This is a genomic window from Streptomyces sp. NBC_01232, assembly GCF_035989885.1.
GTDB lineage: Bacteria > Actinomycetota > Actinomycetes > Streptomycetales > Streptomycetaceae > Streptomyces.
In genome coordinates, this window is record NZ_CP108518.1 from 2801468 (window position 1) to 2818730 (window position 17263).

At 72.4% G+C, this 17263-nt stretch carries 14 protein-coding genes and 3 tRNA genes; 8 read left to right on the forward strand and 9 right to left on the reverse strand.

The window, feature by feature from the left end; all coding sequences use genetic code 11:
• The first annotated feature begins 5 nt into the window (after window positions 1-5).
• Complete coding sequence (locus OG444_RS13155) at window positions 6-368, forward strand: cupin domain-containing protein (protein WP_327262351.1); 363 nt, start codon at window positions 6-8, stop codon at window positions 366-368.
• Between the two features lie 188 nt (window positions 369-556).
• Here OG444_RS13155 and OG444_RS13160 read toward each other — a convergent pair whose 3' ends face one another.
• Entirely contained in the window at window positions 557-1819 is a 1263-nt protein-coding gene (locus OG444_RS13160) for an MFS transporter (protein ID WP_327262352.1), read from the reverse strand.
• Window positions 1820-2033: 214 nt separating this feature from the next.
• Between OG444_RS13160 and OG444_RS13165 the strand changes: the two genes are divergently transcribed.
• Window positions 2034-3191, forward strand: coding sequence for a carboxylate-amine ligase (locus tag OG444_RS13165; protein ID WP_327262353.1), 1158 nt, complete (start codon window positions 2034-2036; stop codon window positions 3189-3191).
• Window positions 3192-3328: 137 nt separating this feature from the next.
• On the opposite strand, the gene OG444_RS13170 is transcribed toward OG444_RS13165, so the two are convergent.
• The gene (locus OG444_RS13170) at window positions 3329-4249 is read right to left on the reverse strand and encodes an aldose 1-epimerase family protein (protein ID WP_327262354.1); all 921 of its coding nucleotides are present in this window, start codon (window positions 4247-4249) and stop codon (window positions 3329-3331) included.
• Window positions 4250-4596: 347 nt separating this feature from the next.
• On the opposite strand from OG444_RS13170, the gene OG444_RS13175 reads away from it, so the two are divergent.
• The 4 genes from OG444_RS13175 (at window position 4597) to OG444_RS13190 (ending at window position 9629) form a co-directional block, all read left to right on the forward strand.
• The gene (locus OG444_RS13175; RefSeq protein ID WP_327262355.1) at window positions 4597-6417 is read left to right on the forward strand and encodes a glycoside hydrolase family 15 protein; all 1821 of its coding nucleotides are present in this window, start codon (window positions 4597-4599) and stop codon (window positions 6415-6417) included.
• Between the two features lie 3 nt (window positions 6418-6420).
• Window positions 6421-7365, forward strand: coding sequence for a cyclase family protein (locus OG444_RS13180; RefSeq protein WP_327262356.1), 945 nt, complete (start codon window positions 6421-6423; stop codon window positions 7363-7365).
• A gap of 26 nt (window positions 7366-7391) precedes the next feature.
• A complete protein-coding gene (locus OG444_RS13185; RefSeq protein WP_442810752.1) occupies window positions 7392-7877 on the forward strand; it encodes a gluconokinase in 486 nt (161 codons plus the stop codon).
• Window positions 7878-8048: 171 nt separating this feature from the next.
• Entirely contained in the window at window positions 8049-9629 is a 1581-nt protein-coding gene (locus OG444_RS13190; protein ID WP_327262358.1) for a GMC family oxidoreductase, read from the forward strand.
• Window positions 9630-9634: 5 nt separating this feature from the next.
• On the opposite strand, the gene OG444_RS13195 is transcribed toward OG444_RS13190, so the two are convergent.
• From OG444_RS13195 to OG444_RS13225, 7 genes are all read right to left on the reverse strand, one after another.
• Window positions 9635-10678: a cytochrome d ubiquinol oxidase subunit II gene (locus OG444_RS13195; protein WP_327262359.1), complete on the reverse strand. Its 1044-nt coding sequence runs from the start codon at window positions 10676-10678 to the stop codon at window positions 9635-9637.
• The gene (locus OG444_RS13200) at window positions 10675-12162 is read right to left on the reverse strand and encodes a cytochrome ubiquinol oxidase subunit I (protein WP_327262360.1); all 1488 of its coding nucleotides are present in this window, start codon (window positions 12160-12162) and stop codon (window positions 10675-10677) included. Before OG444_RS13200 ends, OG444_RS13195 begins: the two co-directional genes overlap by 4 nt.
• 81 nt (window positions 12163-12243) lie before the next feature.
• The gene (locus tag OG444_RS13205) at window positions 12244-13635 is read right to left on the reverse strand and encodes an NAD(P)/FAD-dependent oxidoreductase (protein WP_327262361.1); all 1392 of its coding nucleotides are present in this window, start codon (window positions 13633-13635) and stop codon (window positions 12244-12246) included.
• 6 nt (window positions 13636-13641) lie between these two features.
• Window positions 13642-14481, reverse strand: a complete 840-nt coding sequence (locus tag OG444_RS13210; RefSeq protein ID WP_327266768.1) for an SDR family oxidoreductase — start codon at window positions 14479-14481, stop codon at window positions 13642-13644.
• Between the two features lie 351 nt (window positions 14482-14832).
• Window positions 14833-14906: transfer RNA gene (locus OG444_RS13215), tRNA-Ile, on the reverse strand.
• 190 nt (window positions 14907-15096) lie between these two features.
• Window positions 15097-15169: transfer RNA gene (locus OG444_RS13220), tRNA-Asn, on the reverse strand.
• A gap of 5 nt (window positions 15170-15174) precedes the next feature.
• Window positions 15175-15247, reverse strand: a tRNA-Asn gene (locus OG444_RS13225).
• Window positions 15248-15392: 145 nt separating this feature from the next.
• Here OG444_RS13225 and OG444_RS13230 point away from each other — a divergent pair.
• Both OG444_RS13230 and OG444_RS13235 read left to right on the forward strand, forming a co-directional pair.
• Window positions 15393-15698, forward strand: coding sequence for a YtxH domain-containing protein (locus OG444_RS13230; RefSeq protein ID WP_327262362.1), 306 nt, complete (start codon window positions 15393-15395; stop codon window positions 15696-15698).
• Between the two features lie 96 nt (window positions 15699-15794).
• Window positions 15795-17243: an FGGY family carbohydrate kinase gene (locus OG444_RS13235; protein ID WP_327262363.1), complete on the forward strand. Its 1449-nt coding sequence runs from the start codon at window positions 15795-15797 to the stop codon at window positions 17241-17243.
• The last annotated feature ends 20 nt before the right edge of the window (window positions 17244-17263 follow it).

The following is a 17263-nucleotide window of genomic DNA, read 5'->3' on the forward strand; positions in this document are numbered from 1 at the left end:
TCCGCATGACGACACACAAGGTCAACATCGCCGAGAAGCTGGCCGGTTTCACCGAGCAGTGGGCCCCGCGGCGCATCGCCCGCGTCAACGACTACGAGGTCAAGGCCGCCCGGCTGCAGGGCGAGTTCATCTGGCACACCCACGAGGACACCGACGAGCTCTTCCTGGTGGTCGGCGGCACGCTGACGATCCGGCTGCGCGACGGGGACGTGGTCCTGGGCCCCGGGGAGATGTACGTCGTCCCGCGCGGGGTCGAGCACTGCCCCGCGGCGGCGGAGGAGGCGCAGATCCTGCTCTTCGAACCGGCCGGAACCCCGAACACCGGCGCCGAGGGCGGGGACCGCACCCGCGAGCCGGTGGACGCCTAGGCCGTCTCTTTCGGATCTTGCTCCCCCAGCTACCGCTGGGAGGTGCCCCCAGGCCCGCGTTGCCCGGCACCGCACCTCGCTGTGTTGTCGGGGCTCCCGAGTACGTCCAGTACGCGGGAGCTCCTCCGCCTTGCGATGCACGGCACCGGACAACGCGGGCTCGGCCGACAAGATCCGAAAGAGACGGCCTAGGCCTGCGGGGACCGCGCGTCGTAGCGGGCGAAGTTCCGCCAGCGCAGTGCGAGCAGTCCCAGCACCAGCACGCAGGCCAGTCCCCCGCCCGTGACGGCCGTGGTCGGGGAGGTCAGTTCGGCGGCGGTCCCGGCGAGGAAGTCCCCGAGCCGGGGCCCGCCCGCGACGACCACGATGAACACGCCCTGGAGGCGGCCCCGCATGTCGTCGGGGGTGGCGGCCTGGAGCATGGTGGTGCGGAACACCATCGAGGCGGTGTCCGCGTAGCCGGCCAGCGCCAGGAAGAACATGCCGAGCCACAGGTTCCGGGTGAGCCCGAACACGGCGACGGCCAGCCCCCAGCCGGCCACGGCGAGCAGGATCGCCAGTCCGTGCCGGCGGATGCGGCCCTGCCAGCCGGAGAACAGACCGCCCAGCAGCGCCCCGGCGGCCGAGGCGGCGACCAGCAGGCCTACCGTGCCGGCGCCGCCGCCGAACCAGAGCCCGGCGACGGCCGGGAACAGCGCCCGGGGCTGCGCCAGCACCATGGCGGCCAGGTCGGAGAAGAAGGTCATCCGGATGTTCGGCCGGGTACCGAGGAAGCGCAGGCCGTCGATGACGGAGGCCCGGCCCCGCGCGCCCTCGGCCCGGTCGGGCTTCATCGACGGCAGCCGCCACATCGCGTAGAGCGCGGCGGTGAAGGTGACGGCGTCGATCAGGTAGGCCGTCTCGTAGCCCCCGAAGGTGACGATGACCCCGCCCAGGGCCGGGCCGGCCATCATCCCGAAGGTCATGGTCACGGAGTTCAGGGCGTTGGCCGCGGGCAGCAGTTCGGTCGGCAGCAGCCTGGGGATCATGGCGGAGCGCGCCGGTCCGGTGAGCGCCCCGCAGACCGCCTGGAGCGCGACGACGGCGTACAGGAACCAGACGTGGTGGAAGCCGAGCAGCGCCGCCGCGGCGAGCGCGACCGACAGCGTGGCGGCGCCCAGCGAGCTGTAGAGGCCGAGCTTGCGCCGGTCCACGGTGTCGGCGATCGCGCCGCCGTAGAGACCGAAGACGACGAGCGGGACGAGCGAGAAGAGCCCCACGAGCCCGACCGAGAAGCTGGACCCCGTGATGTCGTAGACCTGCAGCGAGATCGCGAGGGTGGTCATCGCCTGGCCGACCCAGGAGATGGTTCCGCCGAACCACAGCCGCCGGTAGTCCAGGGACACGCTCAGCGGGGTGAGGTCGGCGAATATTCGCTGCGGGGGGCGGGGCGGAGCGGTCTCGGGGGTCACAGCGGATGATAACCACCGGCCGTCCGCGGCCCTCCGGGATTTTCGTCCCTCCCACCCACCGGCAACAGTCGCCCCACCCGGCCCCGGACTCCCCGCGCGGGCGACTCGTTACCGGTAACTCGCCACTATCACCGGACATTTGACCGAATCGACGTGCGCTCCTCCCCTCGCGTTCGGCTCATGATGAAAAGACTCGTATGTCCAGGGAGGCGTAGTGATCGAACCTGGCAACAGCACCACGAGCACCGGCACGACGCAGAACACGGTGCGCCCCACCGTCCCCCTCACCGTCGGAGTCGAGGAGGAGTTCCTGCTCGTCGACGCCCGCACCTTCCGGGTGGTCCCCGCCGCCCCGCTGGTCCTGGCGACGGCCGGCGGGCTGCCCGGCGAGCTGCATCCCGAGGGCACCCGCTACCAGGTGGAGATATCCACCCCGATAGCGCACTCGGCCGCCACCCTGCGCGCCGAGCTCGCCGCCCTGCGGCGCACCCTCGGCCGGGCCGCCCGCGCCCACGGCTGCCGGCTGCTGGCCGCCCCCTCGCCGGTCGTCGCCGTGCAGGGGCCGCTGCACCTGACCGACGACGAGCCGCGCCAGCGCGAGCAGCACCGCCGTTTCGGCGCGCTCACCGACACCCTCGTCAGCTGCGGCCGCCACATCCACATCGGCACGCTCGACGTGGACACGGCGGTGGCCGTGTCCAACCGGATCAGACCCTGGCTGCCCACGCTGATCGCGCTGGCCGCGAACTCGCCGTTCTGGGGCGGCCGCGACACCGGTCACGCCAGCTGGCGGGCGATGGCCTGGTCCGGCTGGCCCTCGGCGGGCCTGCCCCCGCACTTCACGTCCACGGCCCACTTCCGGCGCTCGGTCCAGACCCTGCTCGGCTCCGGGGCGGCCCTGGACACCAAGATGGTCTATTGGGACCTGCGCCCGTCCGGGCACTGGCCGACGCTCGAGATCCGGGCGCCCGACATGTCCCCGGACATCGACTCGGCCGTCCTCCAGGCGGAGCTGGCCCGCGCCCTGGTCTCGACGGCACTGCGCGAGATCGCGGAGCGGCGTCCCGAGCCGGCCGTACGGGACGACGTACTGCGTCTCGCGCGCTGGCGGGCGGCCCACGACGGCCTAGAGGGATTCGGCCTCGACCCGTACTCGGGGACGGAGCTCCCCGCGGCGGACCTGGCGGAGGCCCTGCTGGACCTGGTCGCCCCGGAACTGGCCGCCTCCGGCGACCTCGACCACGCGGCCAAGACCCTGGCGGGTCTCCTGCGGGACGGGTCGGGTGCCCACCGCCAGCGTGCGGCGTTCGCCCGCCGCCAGGACCTGACGGACGTACTGCGCCACCTCACGGACGAGACGGAGGCCTTCTGACCCGACGCCCGGCCCGCTCCCCTCACCCCCGGAAAAACCCCCGGTGCCCCCGGAGCCCCGGAGCCCCCGATGCACCCGTGAGAGGAGCGGGGCCCCGGGTGCCGGGGCGGACCGGTCCGGCGAACGCGACGGCGCCGTCAGTCCCCCCACGCCGTGATCCCCCAGCGGACGGTGTGCTCCTCGCCCGGGGCGAGGGCGATCAGCCCGGTGCCGCTGCGGAACGCGTCCGGGGGGCAGGTCATCGGCTCGACGGCGATCGCGCGACGGCGCTCCCCCGGCGGCAGTGTGTCGCCGGTGTAGAGCTGTACGTAGTCGGCGCCCTCACCGAGCCACACATCCGTGCCGTACCCGCCCGACGGGTGGGCCAGTCGCACCACGGCCCGGCCGTCCGCGTCCCGGTCGAGGTCGCCGAAGGGGGTGTCCAGCCGGAGCGCACCGACGGCCCGCGGCGTTCGCAGGTCGTACTCGGTCCCGTCGACCGGTTCGGCGGCCACCGGCAGACCGCGCTCATCGGTGCGCAGCCAGGTCCGGGCGGGAACGGTCAGCACCGCCGGGTCGACGACCGCCGTGCCCGCGGTGACGTAGGGGTGCTGGCCGAAGCCGTAGGGTGCGGCACTCGCGTCGAGGTTGCGCGCGGTGACGGCGACTTCGAGCCCGCGCTCCCCCAGGGCGTACTCGGCACGCACGTGCAGGTGGAACGGGTAGCCCGGCTGCGGCCACAGCGGGACCTCCAGGACGGCGCGGCTCTCGCTCGCCTCCACGACCTGCCACGCGACCCACCGGAGCAGCCCGTGGATGGCGTTGCCGCCGGCCGGCTCGGTGAGCGGCAGCTCCTGGTCGTGCCCGGCCCAGGAGTAGCGGCCGTCGCCGATCCGGTTGGGCCACGGCACGAGGAGCTGGCCGCGCCCGCCGGTGATCGGGCCCTGTTCGGCGAATCCGTCGATCACGGCCCGTTCACCGACCGCGTACGACCGCAGGGCCGCGCCCAGCTCGACGACGACGGCGCGCTGCCTGCCGTGGCGGAGGGTCAGTCGCCGTCCGGTACGGCTTCGCTGCACGCGTGGCCTCCTGGGTCCGCCCTGCCGGTGTCCTCGGACTCCGGCGCCGTGGTGGCCTGCGACGCGGGCCCGTCCGTCGGGAGCCTGCGGCCCCGCGTCGCACCGGTCAAGCGCAACACGTTCCCGCCGGTGAAATCGCCGGGCGCATTCGCCTGTTGGGGCCCACGGGCGGGCAGAGACCCCACCCGGCGACGGCGGCCGGTGCCGCGACGCCCGCGCGGGAGGGTCCCGTGCGCCGGATGGGGCGCCCGGCTCGGGCGGGCGGACACCCTCCGCTTCGACGCGCAAGGGCCACCCGAGTGGCCGATAGTGGGAGCAGGGGGCTCTTCCGCGACCTCGGAGCAGCCATGGACCGCTACCCTCCCATTGCCGAACACGGCTTGGTGGGCGACCTGCAGACCGCCGCGCTCGTCTCGTCGCAGGGGGTCGTGGACTGGTTCGCCGCTCCCCGGTTCGACTCGCCCAGCATTTTCGCCGCCCTGCTCGACCATGACGGCGGCGGGTACATGCGGCTGGGCCCCGAGCACCCCGACACGACCTGCAAGCAGCTCTACTACCCCGACACCGCCATTCTGGTGACCCGGTTCATGTCGCCGGACGGGGTGGGCGAGGTGGTCGACTTCATGCCTCCGGACCGGACCCGCACCGCCACCGACCGTCACACCCTGGTGCGCGTCGTGCGCGCCGTACGGGGGACCGTCGAGTTCACGTTCGAGTGCCGGCCGCGCTTCGACTACGGGCGGGCCGAGCACCGGCTGGAGCTCGGCGGGAACACCGGTCTGTTCCGGGCCCCGGACATGGACGCGCACCTGCAGACCTCCTTCCCGCTGGAGCGGGACGGCCAGGACGTGCGCGGCAGGGTGACGCTGAGCGCCGGCGAGTCCGGCGGCGCAGTTTTCACCGTCTGCGCGTCCGGCGGCGAGGCACCCGCACCCCCGACGGTCGACGGACTCACCGCGCAGGTCGCCGACACCGGCGAATTCTGGCAGTCCTGGCTGCGCCAGTCCCGCTACCGGGGCCGCTGGCCCGAGCTGGTGCACCGTTCGGTCATCACCCTCAAGCTCCTCACCTACGCCCCCACCGGCGCCCTCGTCGCGGCGGCCACCATGGGCCTGCCCGAGCAGGTCGGCGGAGAACGCAACTGGGACTACCGCTTCACCTGGGTGCGCGACAGCGCGCTGTCCGTGCGCGCCATGCTGGACCTCGGGTTCGCCGAGGAGGCCACCGCCTTCCTCCACTGGCTGATCGACAGGCTGCAGGAACGCGAGGGCAAGGACGACGAGCCGCTCCAGACGATGTACCGGGTCGACGGCAACCCGGACCTGCCCGAGGAGACGCTCGAACACTTCGAGGGCTACCGCGGCTCCTACCCCGTCCGCATCGGCAACGGTGCCGCCGACCAGCTCCAGCTGGACATCTACGGCGAGGCCCTCTACGCACTCTCCCAGGGCCGGGAGATCGCGCAGCAGTCCACCTACCGGGGATGGAAGTCGATGGCCAGGATGCTCGACTGGTTCGCCGAGGCCTGGGACCGGCCGGACGAGGGCATCTGGGAGACCCGCGGCGGCCGCCAGGACTTCACCTACAGCCGGGTGATGTCCTGGGCGGCCTTCGACCACGGTCTGAGCCTGGCCGAGCACTTCCGCAGGCCCGCCGACGTGCTGAAGTGGCGCGCCGCGAGGGACGCCATCCTGGAGCAGGTCATGGAGCGCGGCTGGAGCGAGCGGGAGGGTGCCTTCATCCAGCACTACGGCAGTGACGTCCTGGATGCTTCCCTGCTGCTCATGCCGAGGGTCCAGTTCCTCTCCCCCAGGGACCCGACCTGGCTCTCCACCCTGGACGCGATGGACCGCAAGCTCGTCTCCGACAGCCTGGTCTACCGCTACGACCCGGCGGCGTCGCCGGACGGACTGCGCGGCTCGGAGGGCACCTTCAGCCTGTGCACCTTCCTCTACGTCGACGCGCTGGCCCGGGCGGGGCGGCTGCCCCAGGCCCGCTACACCTTCGAGAAGATGCAGACCTACGCCAACCACGTCGGGCTCTTCGCCGAGGAGATCGGGCCGAGCGGGGAGCAACTGGGCAATTTCCCGCAGGCGTTCACCCACCTGTCGCTCATCATGGCGGCCACCACCCTCGACGAGGCCCTCGACGCGGAGACCGGGCGCTGACCCATGGTCACGGATGCCCGTCCGCCGCGCGCTCCGCGGCTGACCGAGGACGAGTTCGGCGCGCTGTACCGGCGCCTGCGCGCGGGCGCGGCCTGGGCCGCGGGTGACCGGGGCGCTCTGGCCGCGCTCACTCCCGCCACGGTGCTGGCCGCGACCCGGGAGGCGGTGACCGGCCGGACGATCACGCTCGCCGCGCCGGTGGAGACGCGGCCCGGCCCGGACAATCCGGAGCCCGCGGAGCACCGGATGAGCGCGCGGCCCGGGGAGGACGGCTCCGGCGGGCTGCAGTTCGCGACGGACAGCTTCGCGATGAACGTCCACGGCGACGCCGACAGCCACATCGACGCCCTCTGCCACGTGATCTACGACGGCACCCTGCACGGGGGCGTATCGGCCGGCAGCGTCACGGCGGACGGCGCGACGTCGCTCTCCATAGAGGTGGCGGGCGACGGGATCGTCGGACGCGGCGTGCTGCTGGACATCCCGCGGCTGCGCGGCGCGCCCTGGCTCGAACCGGGCGATCATGTGAGCGCCGAGGACCTCGGCGCGGCCGAGGCCGCCCAGCACCTGCGCGTGGGAGAGGGCGATCTGCTCTTCGTCCGCGTGGGCCATCGCAGGCGCCGCGCCGAACTCGGGCCGTGGCACGCGGCGCGGGAGCGCGCCGGACTCCATCCGTCCGCGCTGGAGTTCCTCGCGGACCGGCGGGTCGCCGTGCTCGGCGGGGACGGGAACAACGACACCGCGCCGAGTTCCACCGAGGGCGTCGCCTTCCCCGTTCATGTGCTGGCGATCCACGCCATGGGCCTTCACCTGCTGGACTACCTGCAGTTCGAGGACCTGGCACCGGCCTGTGAGGCGCAGGGGCGCTGGTCCTTCCTCTGTGTGATCGCCCCGCTGAGGCTGCCGGACGCCACCGGCTCACCGGTCAACCCGATCGCCGTCCTGTGAACGCGCCGCCGACGGTCGTGGTGGTGATGGGCGTTTCGGGATCGGGCAAGTCCACCGTCGGGGCGCTGCTCGCAGAGCAGCTCACGGTGGCCTTCCTGGACGCGGACGACGTCCACCCTGCCGCGAACCGCGCCAGGATGGCCGCGGGTCATCCGCTCGACGACGAGGACCGGCGGCCGTGGCTGCTGTCCGTCGCCCGATGGATCCGGGAGGCGACCGACGCCGGCCGGGGCGGGGTGGTGGCGTGCTCGGCCCTCCGGCACGAGTACCGGGACCTGTTCCGCGGGGCGGGCAAGGGCACCTGGTTCCTCTACCTGGCGCTCGACAGCGCGACCGCGGACCGGCGGGTCGCCGGCCGGGCGGACCATTTCATGCCCCGCTCCCTGGTGGACTCCCAGTACGCCGCCCTCGAACCGCTGCGGCCGGATGAGCCCGGCCTGACCGTCGACGCCACGGCCGGCCCGCAGGCCATCGTCGACCGGGCGGTGCGCGCCCTCCGGGCGGCGGGATGACGGGCGTCCGCCGGACCCCGTCGGGTCGCCACCGCCCGACCCACCCGATAACTTGGGAAAGGAGCCGAATATCCCGATTGTGCGAGTGTCCGCGCGGAACGGCGCAGACCGGAGCCCCAGGACGGGCGCCACGGCCAGGACAGCCGAAGACTCCAAGAACGGGACCCTCTCATGGCCGACGATCAGCACTACGACGTCATCGTCATCGGTACGGGAGCGGGCGGCGGAACGCTCGCCCACCGGCTGGCCCCCACCGGCAAGCGGGTCCTGATCCTGGAACGCGGCGGCTACCTGCCCCGGGAGCGGGACAACTGGGACTCCACCGCCGTCTTCGTCAAGGGCAAGTACCGCGCCCCGGAGTTCTGGTACGACAAGCACGGCAACCGGTTCCCCCCGGAGGTCAATTACTACGTCGGGGGCAACACCAAGTTCTACGGCGCCGCGCTCTTCCGGCTCCGGCCGGAGGACTTCGGCGAACTGCGCCACCACGACGGTGTCTCCCCGGCCTGGCCGATCCGCTACGAGGACCTGGAGCCGTACTACACCCAGGCCGAACACCTCTACCTGGTGCACGGCCGGCACGGCGAGGACCCCACCGCGGGACCGGCCGGCGCGCAGTACGCCTACCCGCCGGTCGAGCACGAGCCCCGCATCCAGCAGCTCAGCGACGATCTGGAGAAGGCCGGCCTGCACCCCTTCCACCTGCCGATCGGCGTGAACCTCACCCAGGACGAGAACGGCCGGGCCACCCATGACAGCGTCTGCATCCGCTGCGAACGGGTCGACGGCTTCCCCTGTCTGCTGGGCGCCAAGTCCGACGCGCAGGTGATCTGCGTCGATCCGGCACTGGCCCACGACAACGTGACGATGGTGACCGGAGCAGATGTGCGGCGCCTGGAGACCGATGCGACCGGACGCACCGTCACCGGAGTCGTCGCCGAGCTGGCGGACGGCACGACCGAGGTGTTCGGCGCCGACATCGTGGTGGTCTCGGCGGGAGCGGTCAACTCCGCCGTCCTGCTGTTGCGTTCGGCCAATGACCGGCACCCCGGCGGACTGGCCAACAGCTCGGACGTGGTCGGACGCCACTACATGCGCCACAACAACCTGGCGCTGATGGCGGTGTCGAAGGAACCGAACCCGACCCGGTTCCAGAAGACCCTGGCGCTGAACGACTGGTACCTGGGCGCGGACGACTGGGAGTACCCGCTCGGCGGCATCCAGATGCTCGGCAAGTCGGACGCCGACCAGATCCACGGCGAGGCACCGCGCTGGGCCGGCGCCGTCATGCCCGGCATGCCCTTCGAGGTGCTGGCGCACCACGCCGTCGACTTCTGGCTGTGCGGGGAGGACCTTCCGCTGCCCGGCAGCCGGGTCACCCTCGACAAGGACGACGCCATCCACCTGGCCCTCGACGAGGAGAACAACATCGCCGGGCTGAAGCGCCTCCAGCACAAGCTGCGGGGGATGCTCGGTCATCTGGGCATGCACGAGCACCACCTGCTGGACCACAGCATCTACCTGCACAAGGGCATGCCCATCGGCGCCACCGCTCACCAGGCCGGCACCGTGCGGTTCGGCGACGACCCGCGGAGCTCGGCCCTCGACGTCAACTGCAAGGCCCACGACCTCGACAACCTCTACGTCGTGGACACCAGCTTCTTCCCCAGCATCGGCGCGGTGAACCCGTCGCTGACCGCCATCGCCAACGCCCTGCGGGTGGGCGACCACATAGCCGCCCGCCTGGGCTGACGCCGCTACAGGTTGTCCCCGGGGGCGCCGGCTGCCTGGGTGTCTGCGTCGGTGAGGGGCTCCAGTTCGCCCATGGTGTCGAGCCGGTAGAGCAGGACGAGCGCCGGGCCCACCAGCAGGACCGCGATCGCCGTGACGATGGCCAGCCAGTGCATGCTCTGCGGGGCCCCGGCCCCGTCGGCCACCGTCAGCGTGGTGGGCAGCAGGTAGGGCCGCTGCGCGCATCCCCAGGCGCCGACGGTCAGGGCGACGCTCGCCACCGCGGTGTAGCGGGACCAGCGGTAGGACCGGCGCAGCAGCAGCACCGCCGTCACCAGACCGCAGATCGCGGCCAGCACGAGCAGCAGCAGGCCCCAGCCCCCGGTGAGCCCCTCCCAGACGTACCGGGCGTCGTCATGGGTGACCGGCAGACCGATGAGCCCGAGGACGACGACGGCGCAGAAGGCCAGCAGTGCCCTCAGCCGGAAGTGGTCCACCAGGTCGTCGGCTCCGAAGCGGCGTGCGTCGGAGCAGAGGAACACCGCGCCGAGGAACGCGGTGGCCGCGATGGCCAGCAGGCCCGTGAGGACGGAGGTCGGATTGGCCCAGGCGTGCGCGGAGGCGGCCGTGCCCACCGCGACCCGGCCGGAGGCCACCGCCCCCAGCGCCGCCCCGAGGAAGAACGGCGTGAGCAGCGAGGAGACGGCGAACATCGCGCCGTAGATCCGCCGTTGCGCCAGTCGCCGGGTCGGCTTGCGCAGGGCGAATCCGGCGCCGCGGAGCACGAGGCCGATCGCCGCCAGGGCCAGCGGCAGCCACAGCGCGCCGAACACGGCCTGGAACATGGCCGGGAAGCCCGTCCACATCACGATGAAGACGAAGATCAGCCAGACGTTGTTGACCTCCCAGACGGGCGCCATGGCGTGGTCGATCAGCCATCGCGGACGCTTCCCCCGCTCCGCGCCGCCCGCCGTGAGGTCCCAGAAGCCCGCGCCGTAGTCGGTCCCTCCGGCGCAGGCGTAGGCGGCGAGTGCGAGCACCATCACCCAGGCGACGAGGTCGGCCGTCACGCGGCACCTCCGGGGGTGCCGTCGGACCCGCCACCGGGGGTCGTTCCCGCGCCTGTCGGCTCGGGTTCGCTTCTGGGCCCGTAGGGGGTGTCGGTCTCGGGGGGCGGATCGACGGGCCCGGCGGTCCCGCCCTCGTCGGCGATGCGCCAGCGGGTCCGCATCTTCAGGATGACCGCGAGGAACGCCCCGAACACCCCCACGTACACGACGATCATGATGCCGAGCATCGCCCACAGCGATCCCGCGCGCGTGTCGGTCACCGCCTCCGAGACCCTCATCTGGTTGTAGACGATCCAGGGCTGGCGGCCCACCTCCGTGGTGATCCAGCCGCACTCCACGGTGAGAAGGCACGCGGCTCCCGCGACGGCCGCGCACCGGAAGAACCAGCGGCTGCGGGGCAGGTCCCGGTGTCTGAGCCAGCACCAGCCGTACCAGAGGGCGAGCAGGATCAGCAGGCTGCCGATGGTCACCATGATGTCGAACGCCCAGTGGGCGATGGTGGCCTGGACCACCGTGGGACGGGCATCGGCCGGCACCGCGGTCAGCCCGGTGACCCGGGTGCTGGGCTTGAATCCGGCGAGGATGGAGTCCAGCTGAGGGATCTTGATTCCGCCGGAGATCGTTCCGTCGCTGTTCAGCCGTCCGAACAGGTACTCCGGCATATGGGTGCCGGTCTCCCAGACGATCTCCATGGCGGCGAACTTGATCGGCTGCTTCTGGTAGACGGCCCGTGCGGCGGAGTCCCCGATCATGAACTGGACCGGTGTCAGGACCGCCGCAACCGTGAACGGCAGCGTGAAGCCCAGCCGGTGGTACCGGTCACGGCGCCCCCGCAGCCAGCCGACCGCGTACACGCCGGCGACCACGTAGCCGGCGGTCAGGAACATCGCGACCACGAAGTGCCAGTACTCCGGGCCGAACATCGGCGTGAAGATCGCCTGCCGTACGTCGATGTCGACCGGCTTGCCCTGGGCGTCGAGGCGGAACCCCTGCGGGGTGTTCATCCAGGAATTGGCGGCGATGATGCCGAAGGCGCCCATCAACGCGGCGAAGGGCAGCGGTGCGGCCAGCCAGAAGTGCGTCCAGGGCTTCAGCCGCCGCCAGCCGTAGAGGTAGATCGCGATCAGGACCGCTTCCAGGAAGAACGCCCAGGCCTCGATGCCGAACCCGAGTCCGAAGACGTCGCCCCAGCGGCCCATCATCCCGGGCCACAGCAGCCCGAGTTCGAAGGACAGCACGGTGCCGGTGACGACCCCGATGGCGAACTGGACGGCCATCACCGCCGACCAGCGCCGGGCGAGCTTCAGTGCGACCTCGTCCTTGCGGCGCAGCCCCCGGTGGTGCATCAGCAACGTGATGAACGGCAGTGCCACGCCGAACGGGACCAGCAGGATGTGCGAGGCCAGCGTGAAGGCCATCAGCTCTCGCGCCGGCAGGAGTTGGGGCGGGGTGCTGTTCGCCAGAAGGGCCGCGGTGCTGAGCATGTGTGCCTCGATGGTCTGCCCCGCGCGGTGGCGGGGCTACGGAGGGACAGGATGCGGAGGGGCCCGGGGCCGGGCCCGCCCTCACGGAGGCGGAGGGGGAGGCACGGGCGCCTTCGGCCCGGGCGCACGGACCGCCGACGCGTCGGGGCCGGAGTCGACGCCTGAGTCTGAGCCTGAATCGGAGCCGGAATCGGTCATAGTGAAGGCGCGCTCCCGCCGGGAGCCGGTGGCGAAGGCGACCGACCAGCTGAGCACCGCTCCCAGCCTGCTGCGGAAGCCGGTGAGGAAGGCCAGGTGGATGAAGAGCCAGACCAGCCAGCCGGTGAAGCCGGACAGGTGCAGCGGGCCGGCCTTGACGACGGCCCGGCCACGGGCGATGTAGGCGGCGCTGCCGAGGTCCACGTACCTGAAGGGCTTCGGCTCCTTCGTCCTGCCCTCGACGGCGTGGCGCACCCTGCGGCCCGCGTACGCACCCGACTGCATGGCGACTTCGGCCAGTCCCGGCAGCCCGTTCAGCCCCATCACGTCGCCCGTGACACGGATCTCCGGATGGCCGGGGACGGTGAGGTCGGGTTCCACGAGGATGCGTCCCGCCCGGTCCTGTTCGGCGCCGGTCGCCCGGGCCAGCGCGGCCGCGATCGCAGGCGCCTCGACGCCCGCCGTCCACAGCACGGTGCGTGCGTCGAACCGGGTCGTCCGGCCGTCACGGTCCTCCACCGTCAGGCCGTCCGCGCTCACGCCGGTGACCCTCGTGCCCAGGTGGAGCTCCACTCCGAGATCCTGCAGGGTCCGGGCCGCGCGGTGGGCCAGCCGGGGGCCGAAGGAACCCAGCACCGCGTCGGACCCCTCGAAGAGCAGCACCCGCGCCCTGGCGGAGTCGATCTTCCGGAACTCCCGGTCGAGCGTGTGGCCGGCGATCTCCCTGATCTGTCCCGCGAGTTCGACACCGGTCGGCCCGGCTCCGACGAGCGCGAAGGTGAGCCACTGCTGCCGTTCCCGGTCGTCGGCAGCCGTTTCGGCCATCTCGAACGCCCGGTAGATCCGCCGGCGGATGTCGAGCGCGTCGTCCAGGGTCTTCATGCCGGGTGCGTGCGCGGCGAACTCGTCGTGGCCGAAGTAGGACTGCCGCATGCCCACCGCGACGATCAGATCGTCGTACGGCAGCACGACGGCTCCGCCCCCGGGCCGCCGGGCGTGGACCAGCCGGGCGCCGGCGTCCACGTCGGTGGCCTCGGCGAGCACGCAGCGCACGTTGTGGTGGCGCCGCAGGACCCCGCGGAGCGGCTGTGCGATCTGCCCCTCGGACAGGATCCCCGAGGCGCACTGGTAGAGCAGCGGCTGGAAGAGGTGATGGGCGCGGCGGTCGACCACGGTGACCGCGACCGGAGACTTCCGCAGGGCTCGGGCGGCGAACAGCCCCGCGAACCCTCCGCCGAGGATCACCACCCGGCGGGGCGTGATGTGATCCTGCACCTGGGATCAGCCTCCGGTGGCGAAGCCGGGGAAGAGCGTCATTCCGCCGTCGACGTAGAGGGTGGCGCCGACGACGTAGTCGAGCAGGTCGGACGCCACGGCGACGACGGCATTGGCGATGTCCTCCGGATCGCCCACACGGCGGTACGGGATCAGCCGCAGGAGATCGGCCTCGGCCTCGGGGGTGGACCAGGCGTCGCGGTTGATCGGCGTCCGGATGGCGCCGGGTGCGACCGCGTTGACCCTGATCCGCTGGGGGGCGAGCTCCTGGGCGAGGGTCTGCATCAGCATGGCCACACCGCCCTTGGAGGAGGCGTAGTTCACGTGCCCCGCCCACGGGATGATCTGGTGGACCGAGCTCATGCAGATGATCTTTCCCGCCGAGCGGGAGACCTCCTCCACCACGCCGCGCCGGACGAACTCCTTGGCGGCCTCCCGCGCGCACAGGAACTGGCCGGTCAGATTGACGTCGATGACCTTCTGCCACTGGGCGAGCGTCATCTCCGTCAGGGCCGCGTCCCGCTGGAGGCCCGCGTTGGCCACCATGATGTCGATGGTGCCGAACTCCTCGACCATCCGCGCGACCATGGCGACCACCTGGTCCTCGTCGGACACGTCGGCCTCGTGGGCGTAGGCGCGCACACCGAAGCCCTCGATCCGCCTCACGACCTCCTGTGCCTCGTCCGCACCGGCGACGTAGTTCACCACGACGTCCGCTCCGGCCCGGCCCAGGGCGACGGCGGTCGCCAGGCCGATGCCCGAGTTGGCGCCGGTCACCAACGCCTTCTGGCCCCTGAGGAGCTGCGCGGACGCCGCCCCGCGGCCCTGGTCGGCGTTTGCTGCCACCACGTTCTCTCCTTCTGCCTTTCGGCGGACGCACTCGGGGACCGGACGATGCGCAGGAGGGACGCTGGACAGCGGCCGGCCCGTCGGGACGGCCACGGGAGCCGTCGCGCACCCGGCCCCCAGACGAAAGCACCCTGTGCGGCGGGTGGGAGAGACCGGCACGCAACGCGGCCGTACTTCGTCCGGGCGCGTCACACGGTCGGGCTACGGGTGCCCCGGACCCCGCGCCCGCCCGAGAGGGAGCGCCGGCCGCTGCGGGCGGGTACGGCCGCACGGTCCGCGGACGGCACGGGGGAACCCCGGAAACGCCGAAGCCGCAGGTGCGATCGTTTCTGCACCTGCGGCTCGCAGTGGGGCGGGTGGGACTCGAACCCACGGCCGACGGATTATGAGTCCGCTGCTCTAACCGGCTGAGCTACCGCCCCTTCACGGCGTGGCGCGTACACGTGTGCGCGCCGTCTGCCGCAGCATAGCCGCTCATACGATCTCCTGCCTCGGATGCCTCGCATGATCGGCTTCGCCTGTTCAGAGAGACCGCGCTGAGGGCTGTCCGGTTCCCGGACGGGGCGACAAAGAGAAAAAGAGGACCCCTCGGGGTCCTCTTCTTCTTCCTTGCTCCCCCGGCTGGACTCGAACCAGCAACCCTCCGGTTAACAGCCGAATGCTCTGCCAATTGAGCTACAGGGGACCGCGCTCCCCCGACTGGACTCGAACCAGTAACCTGCCGATTAACAGTCGGCTGCTCTGCCAATTGAGCTACAGGGGATTGCTGCGGTGCATCGAACAGCCCACCTCCGGCCTTGCCGGGGGGCGAGTGCCCGTTGCGAGTCATAGATTAGCGCAAGCAGGGGGGTGCTCCGCCAATCGGTATCGCCAGCAGGCCGGGCACCACACGACGAAGGGTGGCAGGCATGCGTTACAAGGTCACGTTCGTGGTCGGACTGGCCCTCGGGTACGTGCTCGGAACCCGGGCCGGACGCGAGCGCTACGAGCAGCTGCGGAAGTCCGCGCGGCAGATCGCGCAGAACCCCGCGGTGCGCAACGCCGCCGAGACGGCGGGCCAGACCGGGCGCGAGTTCGCCGGGAAGGCCTTCACCGCGGTGAGCCAGAAGGTCGGCGACGCCGTCCCGGACTCGCTCGCCGGGCGGGTGCGCGGACTGCGCGACCGGGTCGGCGGCGGCGGCGCCGACGACGACTGGGGCACCAGCAACACCTAGCCGCACAGGTCCGCGCACCGGGGCCCCCGGGATCCATGAGGTTCCGGGGGCTACGGAGCGGTCGAGTCCGGCCCCGCGTGCGGCAGAATTCACTGCATGGGGATAGTCGCCGGGCTGGACAGCTCTTCCGCCTTCACACGCATCGTCGTCTGTGACACAGAGACCGGCGCCGTGCTGCGCCAGGGGTACGCACCCCATCCACAGCCCACGAGCGAACCCGACGGCGCCAGCCCCCACGAGACCGACCCGCAGGCCTGGCTGCTCTCGCTCGGCGAGGCCGCCGGCGGCGGGCTCCTCGAAGGTGTCCAGGCCATAGGGGTCTCGGCCCAGCAGCACGGCCTGCTGCCGCTGGACCCGCAGGGCGGGCTGGTACGGGCCGCCCTCGTCGGCAACGACAAGCGCGGCCAGGTCGCCGCCGCCGACCTCATCGACGCCTACGGCGGCCGGCACCCCTGGGTCGAGGCGGTGGGCTCGGTCCCGCACGCCGCGCAGCCGGTCACGAAGCTGGCCTGGCTGGCCCGCACCGACCCCGAGGCCGCCCGCCGGATCGCCGTGCTCATGTCCCCGCACGACTGGCTGGTCTGGCAGCTGCTGGGCCGGCCGGCCCGGCGCACCACCGACCGCGGCGGCGCCTCCGGTACCGGGTACTGGTCGGCGGCCACCGGCACCTGGCGCCCCGACCTCGTCGAGCTCGCGCTCGGGCACCGCGCGCTGCTGCCCGAGGTCCTCGGCCCGGCCGACGCCGCCGGGACCACGCCCGAGGGGCTGCTGATATCCGCCGGCACCGGCGAGACGATGGCCGCCGCACTGGGGCTGGGACTGGGGCCCGGCGACGCGGTGGTCTCGCTCGGTGCGTCCGGTTCGGTGATGGCGGTGCACCACGAGGCCGTGTCGGAGCCGGGCGGGCTGGTCACCTCGCTGGCCGACGCCACCGGCATGCACCTGCCCGTGGTGAACACCTCCAATGCCGTACGGGCCCTGCGCGGCACCGCCGAGCTGCTCGGCACCGACCTGGAGGGGCTGTCCGAGCTCGCACTGAAGTCGACGCCGGGCGCCCACGGCCTCGTGCTCCTGCCGTACCTGGAGGGTGAGCGGACCCCGAACCTGCCGCACGCGGCCGGGACCCTGTCCGGGCTGCGCCGGGACTCGATGAAGCCGGAGCACCTGGCCCGGGCCGCCTTCGAGGGCATGCTGTGCGGGCTGGTGGACGCGCTGGACGTGCTGCGCTCGCGCGGGGTCGAGATCCGCCGGGTGTTCCTGCTGGGCGCGGCGGCGGAGCTGCCCGCCGTGCAGGCGGCCGCGCCGGGGCTGTTCGGTACGCAGGTCGTCGTACCGGCCCCGGCCGACTACGCGGCGCTGGGCGCGGCACGCCAGGCGGCCTGGGCGCTCGGCGTGGCGCAGGGCACCCTGTCCCCGCACACCCCGCCCGTGTGGCCGGGCCCCGCGGCCCAGGTCTTCGAGCCGGGCGACGAGTTCCCGGCGTGGCAGGGGGTGCGCCAGCAGTACATCGCGACGCGGGAGCAGATCCACCCCGGGGCGTTCTAGGACCCGTCCCGGCTCTGTTC